The sequence below is a fragment of the Haladaptatus halobius genome, from assembly GCF_020618475.1.
In the GTDB taxonomy this organism is placed as follows: Archaea; Halobacteriota; Halobacteria; order Halobacteriales; family Haladaptataceae; genus Haladaptatus; species Haladaptatus halobius.
Genome location: NZ_CP085338.1, coordinates 281,263 through 298,673 on the forward strand (window position 1 = coordinate 281,263; position 17,411 = coordinate 298,673).

Annotated in this window: 13 protein-coding genes; 5 read left to right on the forward strand and 8 right to left on the reverse strand. The window is 49.2% G+C overall.

The features are described 5' to 3' along the window. Positions 1 to 90 precede the first annotated feature (90 nt). Positions 91 to 402, forward strand: coding sequence for a beta/alpha barrel domain-containing protein (locus tag LIW51_RS28905; RefSeq protein WP_227379472.1), 312 nt, complete (start codon positions 91 to 93; stop codon positions 400 to 402). Positions 403 to 538: 136 nt separating this feature from the next. After that, entirely contained in the window at positions 539 to 919 is a 381-nt protein-coding gene (locus tag LIW51_RS28910; protein WP_227379473.1) for a Rid family detoxifying hydrolase, read from the forward strand. 83 nt (positions 920 to 1,002) lie between these two features. On the opposite strand, the gene LIW51_RS28915 is transcribed toward LIW51_RS28910, so the two are convergent. The 5 genes from LIW51_RS28915 to LIW51_RS28935 form a co-directional block, all read right to left on the reverse strand. Then, positions 1,003 to 1,806, reverse strand: a complete 804-nt coding sequence (locus tag LIW51_RS28915) for a creatininase family protein (RefSeq protein WP_227379474.1) — start codon at positions 1,804 to 1,806, stop codon at positions 1,003 to 1,005. A gap of 243 nt (positions 1,807 to 2,049) precedes the next feature. Next, the gene (locus LIW51_RS28920; protein WP_227379475.1) at positions 2,050 to 3,222 is read right to left on the reverse strand and encodes an alpha-amylase family protein; all 1,173 of its coding nucleotides are present in this window, start codon (positions 3,220 to 3,222) and stop codon (positions 2,050 to 2,052) included. A gap of 259 nt (positions 3,223 to 3,481) precedes the next feature. Next, positions 3,482 to 4,591: a hypothetical protein gene (locus tag LIW51_RS28925; protein WP_227379476.1), complete on the reverse strand. Its 1,110-nt coding sequence runs from the start codon at positions 4,589 to 4,591 to the stop codon at positions 3,482 to 3,484. Positions 4,592 to 4,906: 315 nt separating this feature from the next. Beyond that, the gene (locus LIW51_RS28930; RefSeq protein ID WP_227379477.1) at positions 4,907 to 6,403 is read right to left on the reverse strand and encodes a sulfatase family protein; all 1,497 of its coding nucleotides are present in this window, start codon (positions 6,401 to 6,403) and stop codon (positions 4,907 to 4,909) included. 667 nt (positions 6,404 to 7,070) lie between these two features. Then, positions 7,071 to 8,198, reverse strand: a complete 1,128-nt coding sequence (locus LIW51_RS28935; protein ID WP_227379478.1) for a mechanosensitive ion channel family protein — start codon at positions 8,196 to 8,198, stop codon at positions 7,071 to 7,073. Between the two features lie 302 nt (positions 8,199 to 8,500). On the opposite strand from LIW51_RS28935, the gene LIW51_RS28940 reads away from it, so the two are divergent. Further along, entirely contained in the window at positions 8,501 to 9,640 is a 1,140-nt protein-coding gene (locus tag LIW51_RS28940) for a hypothetical protein (protein WP_227379479.1), read from the forward strand. A gap of 498 nt (positions 9,641 to 10,138) precedes the next feature. Here the strand turns inward: LIW51_RS28940 and LIW51_RS28945 are convergent, their stop codons facing one another. Then, positions 10,139 to 10,915: a Na+/H+ antiporter subunit E gene (locus tag LIW51_RS28945; RefSeq protein ID WP_227379480.1), complete on the reverse strand. Its 777-nt coding sequence runs from the start codon at positions 10,913 to 10,915 to the stop codon at positions 10,139 to 10,141. A 1,406-nt stretch (positions 10,916 to 12,321) separates the two neighbouring features. On the opposite strand from LIW51_RS28945, the gene LIW51_RS28950 reads away from it, so the two are divergent. Together LIW51_RS28950 and LIW51_RS28955 are read left to right on the forward strand one after the other, a co-directional pair. Beyond that, entirely contained in the window at positions 12,322 to 12,924 is a 603-nt protein-coding gene (locus LIW51_RS28950) for a hypothetical protein (protein WP_227379481.1), read from the forward strand. A gap of 188 nt (positions 12,925 to 13,112) precedes the next feature. After that, positions 13,113 to 13,964, forward strand: coding sequence for a M14 family metallopeptidase (locus tag LIW51_RS28955; RefSeq protein ID WP_227379482.1), 852 nt, complete (start codon positions 13,113 to 13,115; stop codon positions 13,962 to 13,964). 16 nt (positions 13,965 to 13,980) lie between these two features. Here LIW51_RS28955 and LIW51_RS28960 read toward each other — a convergent pair whose 3' ends face one another. Next, entirely contained in the window at positions 13,981 to 14,802 is an 822-nt protein-coding gene (locus LIW51_RS28960) for a DsbA family protein (RefSeq protein WP_227379483.1), read from the reverse strand. 483 nt (positions 14,803 to 15,285) lie between these two features. Next, on the reverse strand, positions 15,286 to 17,043 hold the full coding sequence (locus tag LIW51_RS28965) for a carbamoyltransferase family protein (protein ID WP_227379484.1): 1,758 nt from the start codon (positions 17,041 to 17,043) through the stop codon (positions 15,286 to 15,288). Between the last annotated feature and the right edge of the window lie 368 nt (positions 17,044 to 17,411).

Consider the following 17,411-nt stretch of genomic DNA (forward strand, 5'->3'; position numbering starts at 1 on the left):
CCTGACCTTCGTCCGTCGATGGAGATAACTGCCAGTCTCCATGTCGTTCTCACAGTGAGCACCCCGGTAATCGGCAGACTGATACTGTGTATGTTGTTCACCACGGGTATCGGCTCCTTCGTACCGAAAATTGCAGTCGCACTTATGGAAGCACTCCGCGAGCAGGACTGGGAGCGAGCCCTGCGCATCCGTGATCTCGTCCGACCCTACGAAGATCTACGAGAGGAATCTGGACCGGATAATGATATCCTTGCCGCAAACAACGTGCCCGCCATTAAGTACGGCATCGAACTCGCCGGCCGCTACGGAGGACCAGTCCGCGAGCCGATCGTAGAGCTTTCTGAGGAGAACAAGTGCCGGGCAGAAGAATACTACGACCGAATGACCGGTGCTGACATCTGAAACAGCCGCCATCAGAGCACTCGGCTCCCGTCAGCTACTAGTGTAAATGTCTGGGCTTCAGCTGCGATATGTTCTAGGCTCAAGGATTTTGCCGGTGTCTAGCTATTTATTGTAGCCTCCCTCAACAAGGGAATGTATGCAAGAGATAAGTACTGAGAACGCGCCTTCTAGCATCGGCCCGTACTCACAGGGGATCGTCACTAATGACCTCATTTTCGTCTCGGGACAGGGTGCAGCCGATCCTGAGACCCGTGAGGTAGTGAGCAACGACATTAGTGAGCAAACCGAACAGGTGTTCCGGAACATCTCGGCCATCCTCACAGAGGCCGACAGCTCGCTCGACGATGTCGTAAAGGCAACAGTCTTCGTCACCGACATGGACAATTACGAGGCAGTTAACAAGGTTTATGCCAAACACATGAGCAACCCCTTCCCCGCAAGGAGCGCAGTTCAAGTGTCCGACCTCCCCATCGACATTGGCGTCGAGATAGAAGTTATCGCCGAGCGTTCGAGGTAGCAGGGCGGAAAAACGGCGGATCATATTCAGCCGAGACGGAAAAAACATCGCGTCGTCGCTACCCTCCTTTAATTCATCCTATCTCACCGGTTTTCTTCGTGAATCGCCCGAAGCAAGTTCGCCAATTCAGTCTCTAAGCGGTCACAGAACTTTCTACCTTTTTCCGCGCTCGCGAGGTTCGGGTCGCCGATGGCTCCGGAATCGCTATAGGTAGAGAATGGTCGATACACTGATAGTGGACCGCCCTTGAACATATCCTTACTACGAAGCTCATATACATCATCTAGATACGTTCCTTCAGCATCGTCTATGTGAACCAAATCAGGGTACAGATGAAGCATCAGTGATGTCTCGAACTCCCCCCCATGGGCCATTCCACCGATTTCGCTCTCCCGAATCTCATCCACAAATGGTTCAGCCAGTTGGAAATAGGTCAGTCCCTGCAATTCTGCCTGGGGGTGTGATTGGCCAATCTTGGTGATAGCGGTACCGAGAAGGGACATGTTCCCGCCGTGGCCGTTGAGAAAGAGTAGCGCATCGAACCCGTTGTCCAGCACTGATTCGGCGATGTCCTCTAACAACATCAACATCGTTTCTACTGAAAGAGTCAACGTTCCACCGAACGCCATATGATGGGGCGAAAGCCCAGTCCAAACTGGTGGCGTGACGAGTATCGGAAGCTCGTTGGCGACCGCCTCCGTTCCGAGGCGTGCGATGGCATCGACGAGTAACGTATCGGTAGCGACAGGCAGGTGATGACCATGTTGCTCGATACTGCCGACAGGGATAATCGCGATCGAGCCCTCCTTTGCACCGACTCGACCGATGTCCGTGTACGTCTGAGTTGCCCATGACTGTCCGTTTAGTGGTTCACTTTCGAAGGCCATGATCCATAATCTCAGAAAAGGAATAAAAGCGTTCGGGAGCCCATGCAGGGGCCGTTGACATGTAATACATTCAAGAAGGTTGTCACAACACCCGCACTCACGCCCGATCACATCCTCAAGATGGAGGACGACACAGACAAGCAACATCGGGAATACGCGTACACAATCGGATACATCCAGGAAATTCTGAACGCAGCCAACCGGGAAATGGGTGAGTAGATGTACAATGGATTCGCGGCCGTGTCACTCCGTGGCGAGGGCCCGCTCTATCCAATCCATCTGTGTCATCGTCGCAAGAGAATGATTATACACTTGCACACGTCCGTCGGTCTGCTCGCGGATTGCATCCACTTGGCCGTGAAGGTCACGCTCGCATTCGACCAGCGACGGGTTGAGGGTGACTCCACCGTCAACCGGTATATCAATGATTCGCTGGAGTCGCCGAACTCGTTCGGCCGCGACGGAGGGGTTTGCCACATAGCAGAGTGCAGTTATTCGGTTCAGATAGGATTCCAGCTCATTGAGTCGAATCCCAGCGGGCCACCCATCGCCGGGTTCTGAACCGAATCCGTCCATCACGTAGTAGTTCACGTCGGAGCTCCCGGCGCCGTCTGCGATGGCAGCCATCAGATCGGTGACAACTGTGGCACGGAAATCGAACAAGTCGGCCATAGTTGGGTGTTCCTGGATTAGGGCGTCGAGCGACGGCGGGTTCGAGTGAGGGTGGTCGAAGGAATCGCCAATCAGATCTTTCACCAGAGTCTGTGCACGATTGATGTCGACGTGGTAGTCACGAGCGCGATCTCGGCAGGCGTCACAGAAACACTGGGAGAATAACCATTCTTCTGTCGAACTCGTGAGAATCTGGCGTTTATCATGGCCGAAGGCCATATCATGGCCGTGGAAGACAGACTGGAACCCAACTGACTCCAGTTGTACCTCAACGACACCCCGGGCTGTCGCTGCCTCCGTCACGGCCCGGAAGTACTGCTGCACCTCGGGATTACTTGGGCAGAAGGCGTGATTATGGGGAGTTCCGAAGACGTCCTCCTGCCGATAGTCGGGATTCTGCTCCCCGAGACGGGAGTTGTGTAGGCAGACTGTCCACGCGGCCACGTCCACACCGTGGTCGTTGGCCGCGGCGACAATATCGGCCAGTGGGTCCTCCAAGTCGCCAATCTCGTTTGGGATAGGATCGATTGGGATCCCTGAGAAACGCTCAGATTCGGGATCGAAGTAGCAGCCGCCGGAGAATGTCTCAAAGATGGTATCTGGGTGGCGCGGCTGCAAGGAACGGACGGAATGATAGTGTGTCGCACAGGCTGCAGTGTCGATTTCGCGGGCCGCGAGATCGTAGAAGGCGTCGTTCAGCCCGTCACGGTTCAGCGTCCATGGGTATGTCCAGAGACCCGACATACCGCTAAACTCGAGGGAGACCCGAATAATGTTTTCTCTTGAAGAGATTAGAATAGTTTATATTTTTGTCATTTTCGCACTCATGGAATGATTTGCCAGTGGTTGATCCTGTCCTCCTGGAATACTACTACGATTGAACGGCTCGACGTCACTCTTGAGGTCACACCCCGAAGTACTCAGCCTGTCGAGTTCCAGTTGATGTTGGGTCGAGAAGTCATCATAGTTAGATATTTATTGTATTTTATTGTCATACTACTGTTCAGCGCCATTCAAGACCGCGAGGATTCGACGGAGGTGAGAGCGGGCTTGTTGGGAGGCCAGGCGTTGGTTCTGGATGATTGTATGTTCGTGGTGCGATATCATTCGGTGTGGAGGGGTAGAACAGCGATGCAAGCGCATGGATATGTTGACGCCCAACGCCGAGCTCAGTCTGTCCTCCCCCATACATTTTGATCTCGTGATCGAGACAATATTCAATCGTATCAAAAAGACGTTTGAGCGTCCCAAAGCGCGAAGGCTTGATATTAAGCCAGTCGGGTTCAAACGGTAGCTCTTTAATGCTATGGATGTCCGTTATCGGCGCATCCCAGGTGATTCGATGGGATTGACCATCGAATAATGACTGTGTCTCATTGGTCAACACTGGATCTTCAATGAGTGCATTTGGAAACTGGTTGATGAGCTGACGATAGAGTGATGGATCTGCCGGTTGGTCGACCATTGTGCCTTGATACTGGCCTTTAAGGTCCAGAATTTGGATTGCATTGGTCGCTGCAAGATCTTCAATTAAATCATCTGACCAATCAGAAGTTGCGTCGAGTTTGAATTCTAAATCAGGATTCAGTTCGAGCCAGGTCGCAATCCGGTCGAACGTTGGTGGATCACCTAACCGGTTGCTCACGACAAATCGAACCGGGTTATAATCACGGTTGATGATAGTCGCGAGATTCAGTTCAGCCTGTTTGAGCGCAAGATCGAGGGCGGCGCTCTCGAATGCCCACCGACGATAGAATCGAGAGGCTTCTCGCTCGGGTGGTCGGTCAGGAAAGAGATCTAATTCATTGAGCGTAGCCGAAAACGATTCTATTGTATATTCCCCTGTCAGAGGAAGCAGGGTCGTTGACTCGATAAGTGCATGATGATCCACTTTATCATATATCACGTCTTCTCCCCATCCTCTTGACCCGTTTCCGGAAAGGGAAATTTGGGTACATGGACGAGTGAAACCAGGAGAGGATGGCTTTTCGTCCTGAACATCAAGTATGATACTTGTACGGGCAAAATCGCCGGAGCTATTTTGTTCCTTATAATGGAGATCGTAGCTCTCGATGGTGAACTCTAAATCCTTGATCTGGTCATATAACTCCATAGAACGGAATTCAATTCCAGAGTATGAATACCATTGGGCCGACCTATAACGGCTATAAATGACAAAAATGTTTGCTATATTGTATTCTTCCTAGTGTTTGTTGCCTAGAACAGTCACATCTAGCATGTTTTAGACTGCCCTAATTAAGTAAATGTTCCGTGCATCCGCTCTATGCTCACGTTTGATGGAGCAGTTCGACGAACTTGTGGTCAAATGCATCGTTCACAGCATCGAACCGATGCACTCGTAATCAACTAGTCCCAGACCAATTCGATATTGATCTGATTGCCTGATGTATACGACATCCAACGCCTGTCAGGCGTCGAGATCATAGTTCACCTTAATTTCGGCAGCCTGTTCTTCCCGGCCTTCGTCGCGGAGATACTTCGCATATGGATCAAGCGAACCCTGGATATGCAGTGGTCCTCCTTCGCGGATGTTGTCCCACATGGGATCGATGATTCCGTCGGGCGCGTCAGGATTGCCGCCGTTCACACCACGGGCGGCCTCCAGCATCCGCTCGTCGTGCCAGCGCTGTAGAATCGACAGTCCCTCGGCGATTACCTCGGGACGTTGCGCTGACAGATCTGTCGTCTGATGGGGATCCGCCGCGATGTCGAACAACATTATATCATCGAAAATGGGCTTGCCGCCATGGTGGTAGCTTCGGATGAGCAGCCAGTCATCCCAGCGTACGGCACGCTGACAAGCCCAAGCTCCTTGGCTGACGACCAGATATTCGTGACCCACGCTCTCGCCATCAGTTACCGATGCCGCGAACGACTGACCATCCCAGCCCGCCGCTGGCTCTGCGCCGATGAGCTCACTCACGGTTGGCGCAAGATCGATCTGGTAGTGAAGGTCATCGTCGACGCCCAACTTTACCTCAGGGCCGGAGATGATGAGCGGCACTCGGCAGGTCGCCTGGTCAGCACACTGGTGGTCGCCGTAGACGTTGAACTCACCCAGTGCCTCGCCGTGATCGGCGCTGACGATGATCAGCGTCTCCTCGAATACGCCCTTATTGCGCAATAGATCGCATATCTTCCCGACATGATCATCCATGAAGCGGATGCCTGTGTCGTAGCCGTCGACCCACTGCTTGAAGTCTTCGCGGTCGGCGATCTCTTCGGGCATCCGTTCTAAGTCCCAACTTCCGCTCCAATCAGCGCCGACACTTTCAGGGTTGAACGCGCTATGCGGACCGTAGCTGCCATAGTGCTTCTCAATGGTCTCTTGGTCAGGCCACTCAGGTGGGGAGTCGTCCGCAAACGGATTACCGTATTCCAAGGGTGTGTTGTACTCCGTGTGTGGGTCCCAGAAATTCACATGAAGGAACCAGTCATCGGCAGCGGCATTCTCTCGGAGCCAGTCCTCAACGTAAGGGTATATGTCTGCGGCGTGGGCATGGCTATTTAGAGGATCGTGGAATTCGGCCATGCCCTCGAGTACCTGCCATGTGTCGTGGCGGGAGGGAAATGGACTCACCGATGCGGTGTGAATGTCGTTCTCTACGAGGACTGTCATCCACGAGCGGAACTTTTTGGGGTAATTAAACCCGCGTTCTCGGCCGTACCGTCGCGGGTCGGCATTTAGACCGCCGTGATTAACGACACCTGTATGGATGCCGAAGCGGCTGAGAAACAATGCAGTCCGAGAGGGACCACACGGCACGTCTGAGGCGTAGTAATTCGTAAACCGACGACCGTTCTCAGTGAGCGCATCAATATTCGGGGATGTGTTACGATGGTATCCGTAACACCCGAGATGATCTGGACGTAGCGAGTCGACGTCGATATATAGGATTCGCATGGCTAAGGGATAGCCTGGGCTATTATAATAGTTGCCCAGTAGACTTTAGCTTCCACGCGACCGAAAGGGAGCGCGAGGGGAATTAAATTCGCCTGCGGCAGTCGGTTCCATTTTGGGACGACTTCCAAGATGGTGAAGCCTCGGGTCGCCCGACCCGTGGTACTTTACTTTGAACTAGTCATTTCCACAGCATTTTCATCGTTGTCCGAAGAGAATGTGGTGAGAGTACCGTCGTCGGTCACAGTTTCGACAGCGGTCATATGCTTACAAAATCCGTTCCGATGGACGTGATGCGGACACGTGTAGGGCATTAAACAGTCAGATATTAGCCATGTTGTCACAAGCGCCTCGCGGATTTGAACGTAGCGGTGACCATTCCACAATGAGAGGGAAGACCATCCACGACGTAACAGTTCGGCTGATGCGAATCGTGCTTCCTCGCTGGTTGACTAACCAATGGTCTTCGGCACCGATAGTTGATGGGGAGGAAGGCTGCTTTGATATGACTTCATGCGCTATAACGCACATGGTCGGTCACAAGTCGGTGGCTACCGGTGACGTTCCACGCGAAAGCATCCTTGTGCACTGAGAAAATTTGTGAACCGAGGAAACTCGCAATCGCAATACACACGTCGTGGATTCCTGCGTCTTTAAGCACGGGAAGATATCAATCCGACTGGTTTTGATTTGAAATCGTAAGGGCTGAGCTACCATCAATTACCCGAAACCCGCCCGACTCCTCTCGAGCCGATACCTCTTGCTGCGGATATGGAATTTTAATGCCCTCACGGTCATACGCAAGGTTAACCGCTCGAACCACAGCTGAAATTGCACGCCATTTCCGCCGACTACTGGGCTTTTCAATCCAAAACCGCAGTTCAAGGAGCACCGCAGAATCGCCAAATTGCTTCACCACCACATTAGGATTGGGCACAGCCAGTATTTCATCGATATCCTTCATTACATCCTCCGCAATAGCGATGGCTTTGTCAGGATCGGCTGCATAATCTACCCCCACTTCGACATCAAGTCTGAGCCGTCCCTTCCGCCCAATATTGATGATCGTATTACTGCTCACAACGTCATTAGGAAGCATAACATACTTTCCAGAAAATGTCTCTATTCGGGTCGTGAAAATCGTGATATCAGTCACGATTCCCTCTTGTTCTTCAATTTGTACCCAATCCCCGATTTCAAACGGTCGGGAGAACATGAGTTGAAAGCCAGCAAGTAACGCACTAAGAGTTTCATTAGCAGCTAACCCAATAGCGGCTGCGAGAAGCCCGGCCCCGATAAATAGCCCTTGTAGATTGACTTTCCAAATACTCATTACTGCTAGAACACCAACGGCATAGACTGCAATATCAGAAAGTCGCGTGACTACTTTTCCTTGATGACGGGTGATATCCTCTGTCTGTTCCAATAGTCGGTCAATGACTCGATTGGCCATTCCAGCGCTAACGTACGCTGCCGCACAGACCCCAAGCGTTAGCATTATCCGAATGACGACTTGTCTGATTTCGTTGAGAGCTTCGATAACCGTTACTGCCTGTTGAGTTTGTTCCCAGATAACAACGAAGAGGCTGCCGCCTGTTACTAATAGAATTAGACTGATAACGAGTAATCCTATGTTCACAAGCCGATGTGGATACTTCCGTTTAGCGAGTCGTGAGAGTCGCCAAAGCACCCACTCACCAAGAATAATCCCAATTGTAACGATAAGTGAGAGCAGAAACCGGCCCTCCGGACCTTGAAAAATCTTGATGAACCATTGAGGCAGAGATGCGAGAATCATAAATCTCCCTCTTGCATCAGGAAACAAACGTGGTTTCCATCATAATAACTACCGTTCAATGGTGGTAGTTTTTCCTTAGTGCGTGCCATACAGTAATTTTTGAAAGGACTATCTCTACAAGAGTGTATCGATAGTATATTCTATGCTAACTTCTCTTTTCCCAATACAATGTTGTGATTATTGATTTAGTGGACTCTGCTTGACCAAGCGCGAACGTACAGTGGCCGACGCAGCAGCTGTACATTTCCATTACTTCCCATCAAAGGTCATGAATACCATCAGCAATTATCTAAAAAAGGCCAATGGAATCATATTCTTTGAGGTTCATCGCTCCTCTATTAGCAGTAAATCATCTCTACCTACGGCTGATTCAACTAGATTCTGAAATGATAAAGAATAAAAATTTCATCATTGGCTTCATTGTGGTGGTACTCATCATTGCCGGAAGTAGCTTTTTGGCGATTAGTAGCGGCCAAGTTCCAAAACCCTCTGCTGGTGTTCAGGATTTCGGTGATTGGGGAAGCGTCACTGACCAGCAAACTGAGATCATTACGACGTTTTGGACTAATAATCCCTATCCTATCGATCTCACGACTGGAAAAACACTTCACCTTCGCTACTCACTCACCCTCAATGGAGTCACCGTTGCTGAAGGGGCTCGGGAGAGAATCGATCTTCCCCAGGGAAATACGACGCAAACCCAATCAACGTATCTTCAAAATGACCAGATGAAGCTCTGGTGGGTGAATTTTCTCAGAGCAAATGAAACAGTCCACGCGACTGGGCGCGGCCATATTCGAATTACCACACCAGTTAAGGATTGGAAGCACCATACATCGATGACTCACACTCAATTTGAAAATCAGACACCGATTTCTGACTCTCTCACACAGGCCACCCAGCGAACTGAAGGAAGATATGTACGCACTCAACATCTTAACATCGGTCCTATTCGCCAGAATGTCACGATCGGAGCAGAGGTGCAGAAGGCACAAGCAACGTGGGGGCGAGTAAATCAAAACCAGACGACTTTGTTAGTTCGGTTTCGGGTTCACAATCCAAGTCAGACGATCCCGATCATTGTAGATCCAACTGGGCTGAGGATGTATACTGACGTGAACGGAATCAGGATGTTTCGTTCAGGGAGTGGTGTCCTTTCAACGAACACTACTAAACAAACACTTCTTCTTCCAGGTCAAACTCGTGAAGTTGTTATTCCCGTCACGATGGACAACGACAAGGTTGATGATTGGTTTCGGGCACACGTCCAAAACGGCGAACGATCTACTATTGCCGTGCATATGCAACTCGTTGTTGACCCACTTGGAGTCGGGAAGCCAATTCGTATCCCTGATGGAGACGGTGTTACCTATCGATGCCACATGCAGACCGCAATTTTCGAAGATAATCAGACTGCAGCAACAACGTGTGGAGAGCGTTGATCTTCATTACCGTTAATCCCCCACCTCTAGTGGGATCGAAGCCATCTTGGTCTTTTGAACGCTCTCCATGGTCAGTACCACAAGTGATTCCTCTTAGCCCTCAATGTTGGGGCTATCTATTTCGACGACGTGCTGTGCAGACACAACCGAGTCCGTACTCACTAACGAGCGTGGCACGCTCTGAAACGTGGAGTGATAGAGGTAGGTGTTGGTACCGTAAGCTCCACGTCCATCGGGCATGCTAATCCACAACCTTCACGTGTGCCCGACACAAAGTAGCATGGCAAGAAATAACAAAGAAGTTGTGAAAGAGGCAAATACTTCAAAATAAAGCGATGTCACTATTGATAAATAGTGACGATGAGGTCGGAAAGCTCATAAAGAAGCAATAGGCGTCAACAAGACAACGGCGAGTGGCAATGCTTCCAGGACTGAAGAGCAGATAAAAGAACAATGTGTGCCCAGTAGATGGATCGTCTTGATACCTTGTAATACTACTCACTTTCTCTGTCTTGAAACCAATTGACTCAATCGCGACATCGTCTTCATAACCCAGCTCTTGCGTAGATTCTCATCCACCTCATCACTCCATAACTTTGACTCTTGGAACCCCGGCAACATTGATTTTCCACCGAAATTTGGCCGGACAAGTAATATCATTGAAGTAACACCGAGGGTGAAACCTAACATTTCTGCCATGAACGCCCAGACCACTAGTGACTTACTCACTTGCCATGTATCCAGTTGGATGAGTGTCGCGAACAAGCCTGATATCATTAATACCACACCAATCCCTTTCAACGCGAAATCGAGATTTGATCCATGGGAGGAGATGTATAGTGTATAGATTAGGATGGCACCAGCAAAGAATTCGAAGCCGAACATCGTAAGGAAGATTTCGGTGGTTTCCATTACCGGTACAGCCGACGAGATCATTCTTTGAAGAATATCCCATGTTCCACCTAAGACTAAGAGCACTACCTGTAACTCAGCTGCGAGCACTGCGTCGATAAACCGAAAGAGGAGCTCGATAAACCATGACTCTACCTTGATGAGAAGTGCTGATAGCTCATGGAAGAATGGATGCTCAGTAAATTCGGCGAGGAATGAGAGCAAGAAAACTGGGACGATTAGGATGACCGCGATACCTGTTGCAATGTTAAGTACTTTCGTGCTGTTCCGTTTTAACAGTTGGTACACGACCCAGACTGTAACCAGCAACGGGGGAATCGTCACCGGGTGGTCAGCAACGATCTTAATGGTTGAATTTAACATATTTCTTCGGTATTCGGGTGCTAGCGTTTGCGATTGAGAGGAGATAGCACTTTTTTCAGTGTTTGGATATGAATATCTGGTTTCAGTCGAAAGACGCTGTGAGTATTTTTATGTGTAGTTCTTTACAGCTGCAGTCTAAAGAGAATAGTTTCTGAAAGCTACGGGAACCTACAGAACAGTACTTCAGTCGCATCATCCACTGTAGTGGAGTCCTTTAACCGTGTCAAATATACGAATGAGTCCAAAGAAAGATATCGACAATGTTTACAATGATAGCAATGACTAAAATGTAAACAATGGACGAAATGGCGGCATTTTCAAGCCCATTGCTTGTTAGGCGGGTGCCCATAACTGGGATTGCTATGATCACCAACAATAATGTCTCGCTTGCATGGATTGTGAGCGTATTTTGAGTGTGATCGCCCAACGACTGATAGCTACTACCCAAGACGATAGAGGGTGAAGTAAAAGACCAGCTCTATCTTGCATTCCCAAGCAAGTACAGCACTCATTTAATCAATAAGAAGGTCTTGAGCAGTCCGCTACTGAAGATATCATCGAACGGCTTTGTCTGAAAGAGCTTCGTTATGAAGTCGACCGTAAGCACCAGATCACGGACTTTTAACCATGAATTCGTCCGTATGTGACATCCTCCCCGCGCTAAAGCACGGGGCTTCCCACAAGGCCGGTCCTTGGTTCGGTGGTCTCTTCGGGTTCGCACCCTGACAAGGTGCTGGCGATGCCACGTAGCCGTTACTCCTATCTCGTCCGGGAAACGGACGGGACTCGGAGTTACTTGGTTGTTTTGTGTCGGTTGGGTGTCCGAGGGCTTACTTATTTGATGAGGCAAACACCGAGTCAACTGCCAGTTTTCGGACTATCAGAATTCGATGGGGGTACCATCGAATCGACACCAAGAGATACGCAGGGAGAGCACCTAAGGCTGTACCGTACAGTGAAAGTAACCAAAGACGGGCGCTGTATCCCCGCCCTGAAGGGCGAGGTTTGAGCGCCTTGCACCGCACTACATAATCGGTAGTTGGCTGTTGCTGTCGATCGACGTATGTGATTAGCTACAATCAGATTTTGTGTTACCGGGACGCATTTTTACTCCTCCTACCGTTGTTTGTAACGTGCTCTCATAGCTCGCCAGAACGTTCCCCCGGTGCCATCAATGGAACACTGTCGTGGCTGGTTGGCTGTGAGAGCTCGCGATTGGCTTTCCTTCCATTTATACTAGGCGTATCAATTGGAAATAGAAACTATCTATCTGGTTCATATTATGCAGAAATATAAAACAGATTTCTATATTGGAAAACTATTTACCCCTCTGCTTAGTGGTTTAATATACGTACGACTGGCAATCAAGACTCTCTCATTGAACGCCAGTCGCTGGAGGAATAACCGTGTCATTTAACCAGATTCAAAAGCGCTTCCCGACAAAAGTGAGTGATTTGAAAATGGCCGCACGAGCAGTTCGTCTTGTTCTATCCATTCCTCAATACTTACTCTGCTTCGTGGTTTCGGCTTTCCTTGGACTCTCGGTCTTTGTCCTCTCACAAAATTTAGAACTAGTGCAAACTACTCTACTTAGCAATTATTTGACGATTGGGCAGCGAGTTACAGTATTCTCTCAGTTATATCCTATTATTGGAACTGCTTTTTCACCAATAAAAGAGCTCTTCCTTCTACTGAGTGCCGGATTATTTGGTGTCAATCTCTCGATGGTCATTTATTACTTTCGTGAACATGCAGTCAACGTACAAAGCGGAACCGGTAGTGCAGTGGGTGTGATTTTCGGAACGCTTGGTGCCGGGTGTGCTGCATGTGGGTCTGTCGTCCTTACTGGGCTACTTTCTTTTGTCGGCGCAACCAGTGTGCTTGCTCTCTTACCGTTTGATGGGCTTTCATTCTCAGCTATTGCACTAGTTGTATTTCTACTCTCGATATATTGGATATCGGCTGGAATGCGGACCAGCACAATTAATGGCTGTCCGGTCGATATCTGATTCATCTTTGATTTTCTTGAGTAGTTAGTGAAACCATCACTGAATTGTTCACTCCTGTTAACAGTTTATTTCCATATATTCTAAATCGAAATATTAATAACGGTGATCCTCATTGCTGTTACCGAAGCGCACGAAAGAAATTTAGTTAATTTCGAAAAACCATGTTAGGTAGAAGATTAACAAATCTGATGAAGGCAAGTATAGAACAAGACGATCAAAACACTTCCATTTCGAACCACTCTCGTCGCTCCTTTTTACGGAAAACCGGTACAACGGCTGCTGTATCCGCACTAGGAGTTTCGCAAATTGGTACGGTGATGGGAGACGACGATGAGTTCTGTCCAATAAGACAATCGCACTCAGAGGAGACGATTCTTGAGGGAACAGAGGAAGAAGTCAAGATCTATACCACCGAATCTCGTATTCCAGGACCAACTGCAGTGGTGGTTGGTGGTACCCATGGCATTGAACCAGCAGGTTGGAGAACAGCGCATTCTGTTCAGAACTGGGCCATCAACTCTGGGAAACTTATTGTGCTTCCGGAAATAAATCCAGTTGCTATTCGAAGAGAAACATATATCAATGAGAATGGGGATTTGAACGATCATTTCCCACCGGGGAGTCGACCAACGACAAAACTTGCACGAGCGCTATGGCAGACTATAGAAGCGGCTGATCCAGATGTCTTCTTCAGTCTCCATAGTTCTCAAGGAATCCTTCATGAGCTTGAGGGTCCCCCTGGTGTTGGACAAGCAATTTATCCAACATATATTGATGGGGCACGTGCCGACGCCTATAACACCGTCCAGTATATGAATCAGCGTTTTAACTCGCATCGGTCGATCTACGATTTTAAAGTCGGGAATACTCTCTATGGCATCCGGCCGCGCCTCACGCACAAAGTCGCAGCAGATCTCAAGATTCCCGGATTCCTTGTTGAAGCCACGCGATATGGCACAACACTGGAGACACAGGTGCAATGGGAGAAGGCGATTGTGGCTCATCTCCTCAAGCAAAATGGGATGAAAGTCGATAGGTAAGTTGAAAACCTACCTTCTAGAGTCCGAGCACATTTTTGAATATGCTGTAACTCTGTCTTCCGACGATTTTCGTCACGTACTCTCCAGATCGGAAGGCGATAGACGTTGGCGTTCCCTTAAGATTTGCGCTCTTTGCAACTGAAAGATCCTCTTGCACTTGTTTCTTTTGTGCTTTCGATCGGGCGTCACGGATGATTTCCTGTCCGTCTAACTGGGTCTCTTGATCGATGAATATTTTCGTTTTTGAGAGTACATTTTCATTATTGAATTGGTCTTGATTGCTGAAATAATGCGATTTCAGATCCCAGAATGCTTGCTCATCTCGAACATGGGTCGCTTCAAGAGCATAGATCGCGCTAGCTCCCCACTGTTCGACGACAGGTATTGTTCGTAAAACGAAGGAGAGCTCCCCAGAATCGATATGGTTGCGCTTGAGTTTTGGATATGTATTTTCCTCAAAATACACGCAGTTAGGGCAGGACGGATCCTCAAATGTAATCAGGGTTGCATCTGCACTGAACGGAGCTGGTCCACGCGTTGGCTCATCAAAAATTCCGCTCGTCGACGGATGGTCGGGTGCCGACTGAGTAGTCGTGGTCGTTTCCTGTGTAGTGGTGGTTGTTTGCTCCGTCGTAGACTGAGAGGTACTACTCGTCTCTTGCTCTGCTGTTGTTTCCGTTGTTGAAGTTGCCGTCGTTTCTGTTGTCCGGGTTGTGGATGTATGGGTGGTGGACGTGTGAGTGGAGCCTGTGGTATCTGATTCATCTGACTGTGAAGTACAACCAGCTACAAAGAGGCTTGCGGGGACTGCTGCTTTAAGGAGGGTTCGTCGATTCATCGTTGTAAATATTTCTCTCTTCGTATTTAGAGCTACTGTTTAGGTATTCACTGTTAACAAGTTAGTACAGTCATATTAGTTGGAATGTTAGTATATATAAATTGCAAGCAATCAAACTCTGGCCTTGGGAGTTCAATAACAAGATCGTTCAGTACGTCAGAGGCACGGAGAAGCACCTTTGTGCTTCTCCTGTGTGGATCGCAGATGACGATGTGTCGCGGGGGCTTGCAGTGGGGCTGGAGTGATGGCGCCAGCCGGACTGTACCATTAGCCATCGGTGTCTTGGCCATTTCAGCGACATATTGTTATTTTTTCAACTGCCTCTTATACTTATTGGATGAAATAAGCTACAACCCCTGAAACAGCTCCCACGAAGCGTTATGCATGGAGTCTTTCAATTCGGCTTGTCCACTGTAAGCTCATCCAGAGATCTCGGGTTCAAATCACACTTGTATTATTGACGTAATTTATAGGAAAAGTTGTTCAGTCGTCTATTGCTTGGACATCGGTGGCTGAATTGTCCAAGTCACTCTTTGTCACTACGAAGTCCTCGATAGCAAGGATATCAAGCCCCATTCCGAAGAAGTCCTTGATAGCTTCCGTTGGCGTCGCCACAATCGGTTCACCGTGGTCGTTGAAAGAGGTATTAAGCACCGCAGGAACGCCAGTTCGGTCGCGGAACTCGGAGATGAGACGGTGATACCGTGGATTCTGATCACGCCGTACTGTCTGTGGGCGAGTTGTCTGGTCGCTTGGATGGAGGACGGCCGCAATATCATCACGTTGATTCTCTGGAACCGAAGCAGTCGTTATCATGAACGGTGCAACGTGACTCGGGTCAAGGTAGTCGTCTACCGCCGACTCAAGCATCGAAGGAGCAAACGGACGCCATTCCTCGCGATGCTTGACGAAACGGTTGACTCGATCGCGGGACTCAACTGATCGAGGGTCGGCAAGGATACTTCGATTGCCCAGCGCACGTGGTCCGAGTTCGAGACGACCTTGAAACCATGCAACAAGATCACCCTCGGTGAGGCGCTCAGCGACGTATGCTGCAAGGTCGTCCGGCTTAACATAGGGAATTTTATTCGTCTGAAGGACGCGTCGGATCTCAGCAGAGTCAAAGGCAGAACCGAGGTAGACATCCGTCATTGGTGGAACGGAATTTGGGTGTTGGGTTAACCAGCCAGCGCCGAGCGGGAGGCCAGCATCGTTAGCGACCGGCTGGATAAACACATCCTCGACATCGTCCGCTTGCATCACGCGTGTATTCATTTTACAGTTGAGGGCAACGCCTCCTGCGAGGCCGACGTTGCCGTCTCCGACATGAGGAACATACGTTTCTACGATATCTGTGACCGTCTCCTCAAGTAATTTCTGTGCAGTATACGCGAGATCTTTTTCCCATTGGGTAAATTCCCCTGGCGTTTCGACGCGAGAGCGGTCGAATAAATCCTCCAGTGTGGCTACGCCGTACCCTGTCCCCCATCGCTGAGTGAGATCAGTAACATCATAGTCAACACCGGTATCGATTACCTCGTGGAGCATCGATTCGATATCGTCGTTTTGCTCCCCATAGGGCGCGAGACCCATCACTTTCCCTTCACCGTTAAACATCTGATAGCCGAGATAACTGGTAATGATGGCAAAAAAGAGACCAAGACTATTTGGGTGTTTGTAGGTCCGAACGCGTTTCATGCTGTCGGGTTGAGCGTCCCAGACCACCGTGGAGTCGAACTCCCCTTTTGCATCGACGGTGAGAACGAGTGCTTCCTCAAAGTCGGAAGGATGGAAGGCACTTGCTGCGTGACAGGCGTGATGAGATTGAGTTTCGATAGTTGGAACCGGTGTACCGATCTCGGCTAACCGTGCTTCTACTTCTTTCGTCGGACGAAAGGTCGCCTTCGCTTGTGTCTTAAACACTTCTCCAAGCGTAGCAGCCTTGTCAATAACATCCTCGACGGAAAGGGCGTCGTGGAGGTAGTGCGTGAGTATTTTGTTACTAAGTCCAGGCTCGTACGGGAGGATGATACGATCGATATCGCCCAGACCAAGGTCACGATAGTCGAGGCAGGCCTTAATAGCCTGCTCTGGAAACGAATTAGCCGCGTGCTTTTGTCGCGACAGACGTTCTTCTTCGATGGCGTAGATAAGATCTCCATTTTCGAACAATGCTGCACTTGGATCGTGTTGACCGTATAGCCCAACGGCAGGTTTGAACGATAGTAAATACGAGGTCATACTGAGTTATTGATTTGAACATTTTTAAATATAGGTCATGCTGAGTTATTCAGCAAGACCGACTTATGGGAAGCCCCGCCGTAAACGGCGGGGAGGATATAACTGATTCTAATGAATTAGCCCCCATCCTCGATTGTCTGCTAGTCTCCTAGCAATTTGATGCCGAAGTTCATGATTTCTACTCTGCCTAAATGATTCTTAGCCGTCATTAAGACGGGGCAACTTATTAGCCAATGTTCTTCGGTGATATCAATATGTGACCAATGATAAAACTACTCGCGTAATATATTATTTGGTATAAAAATTATGTCAACTCAGATCTTTTAAAAATTTAATAGCAATAGGAATATTACTCTATTCCTTTAACT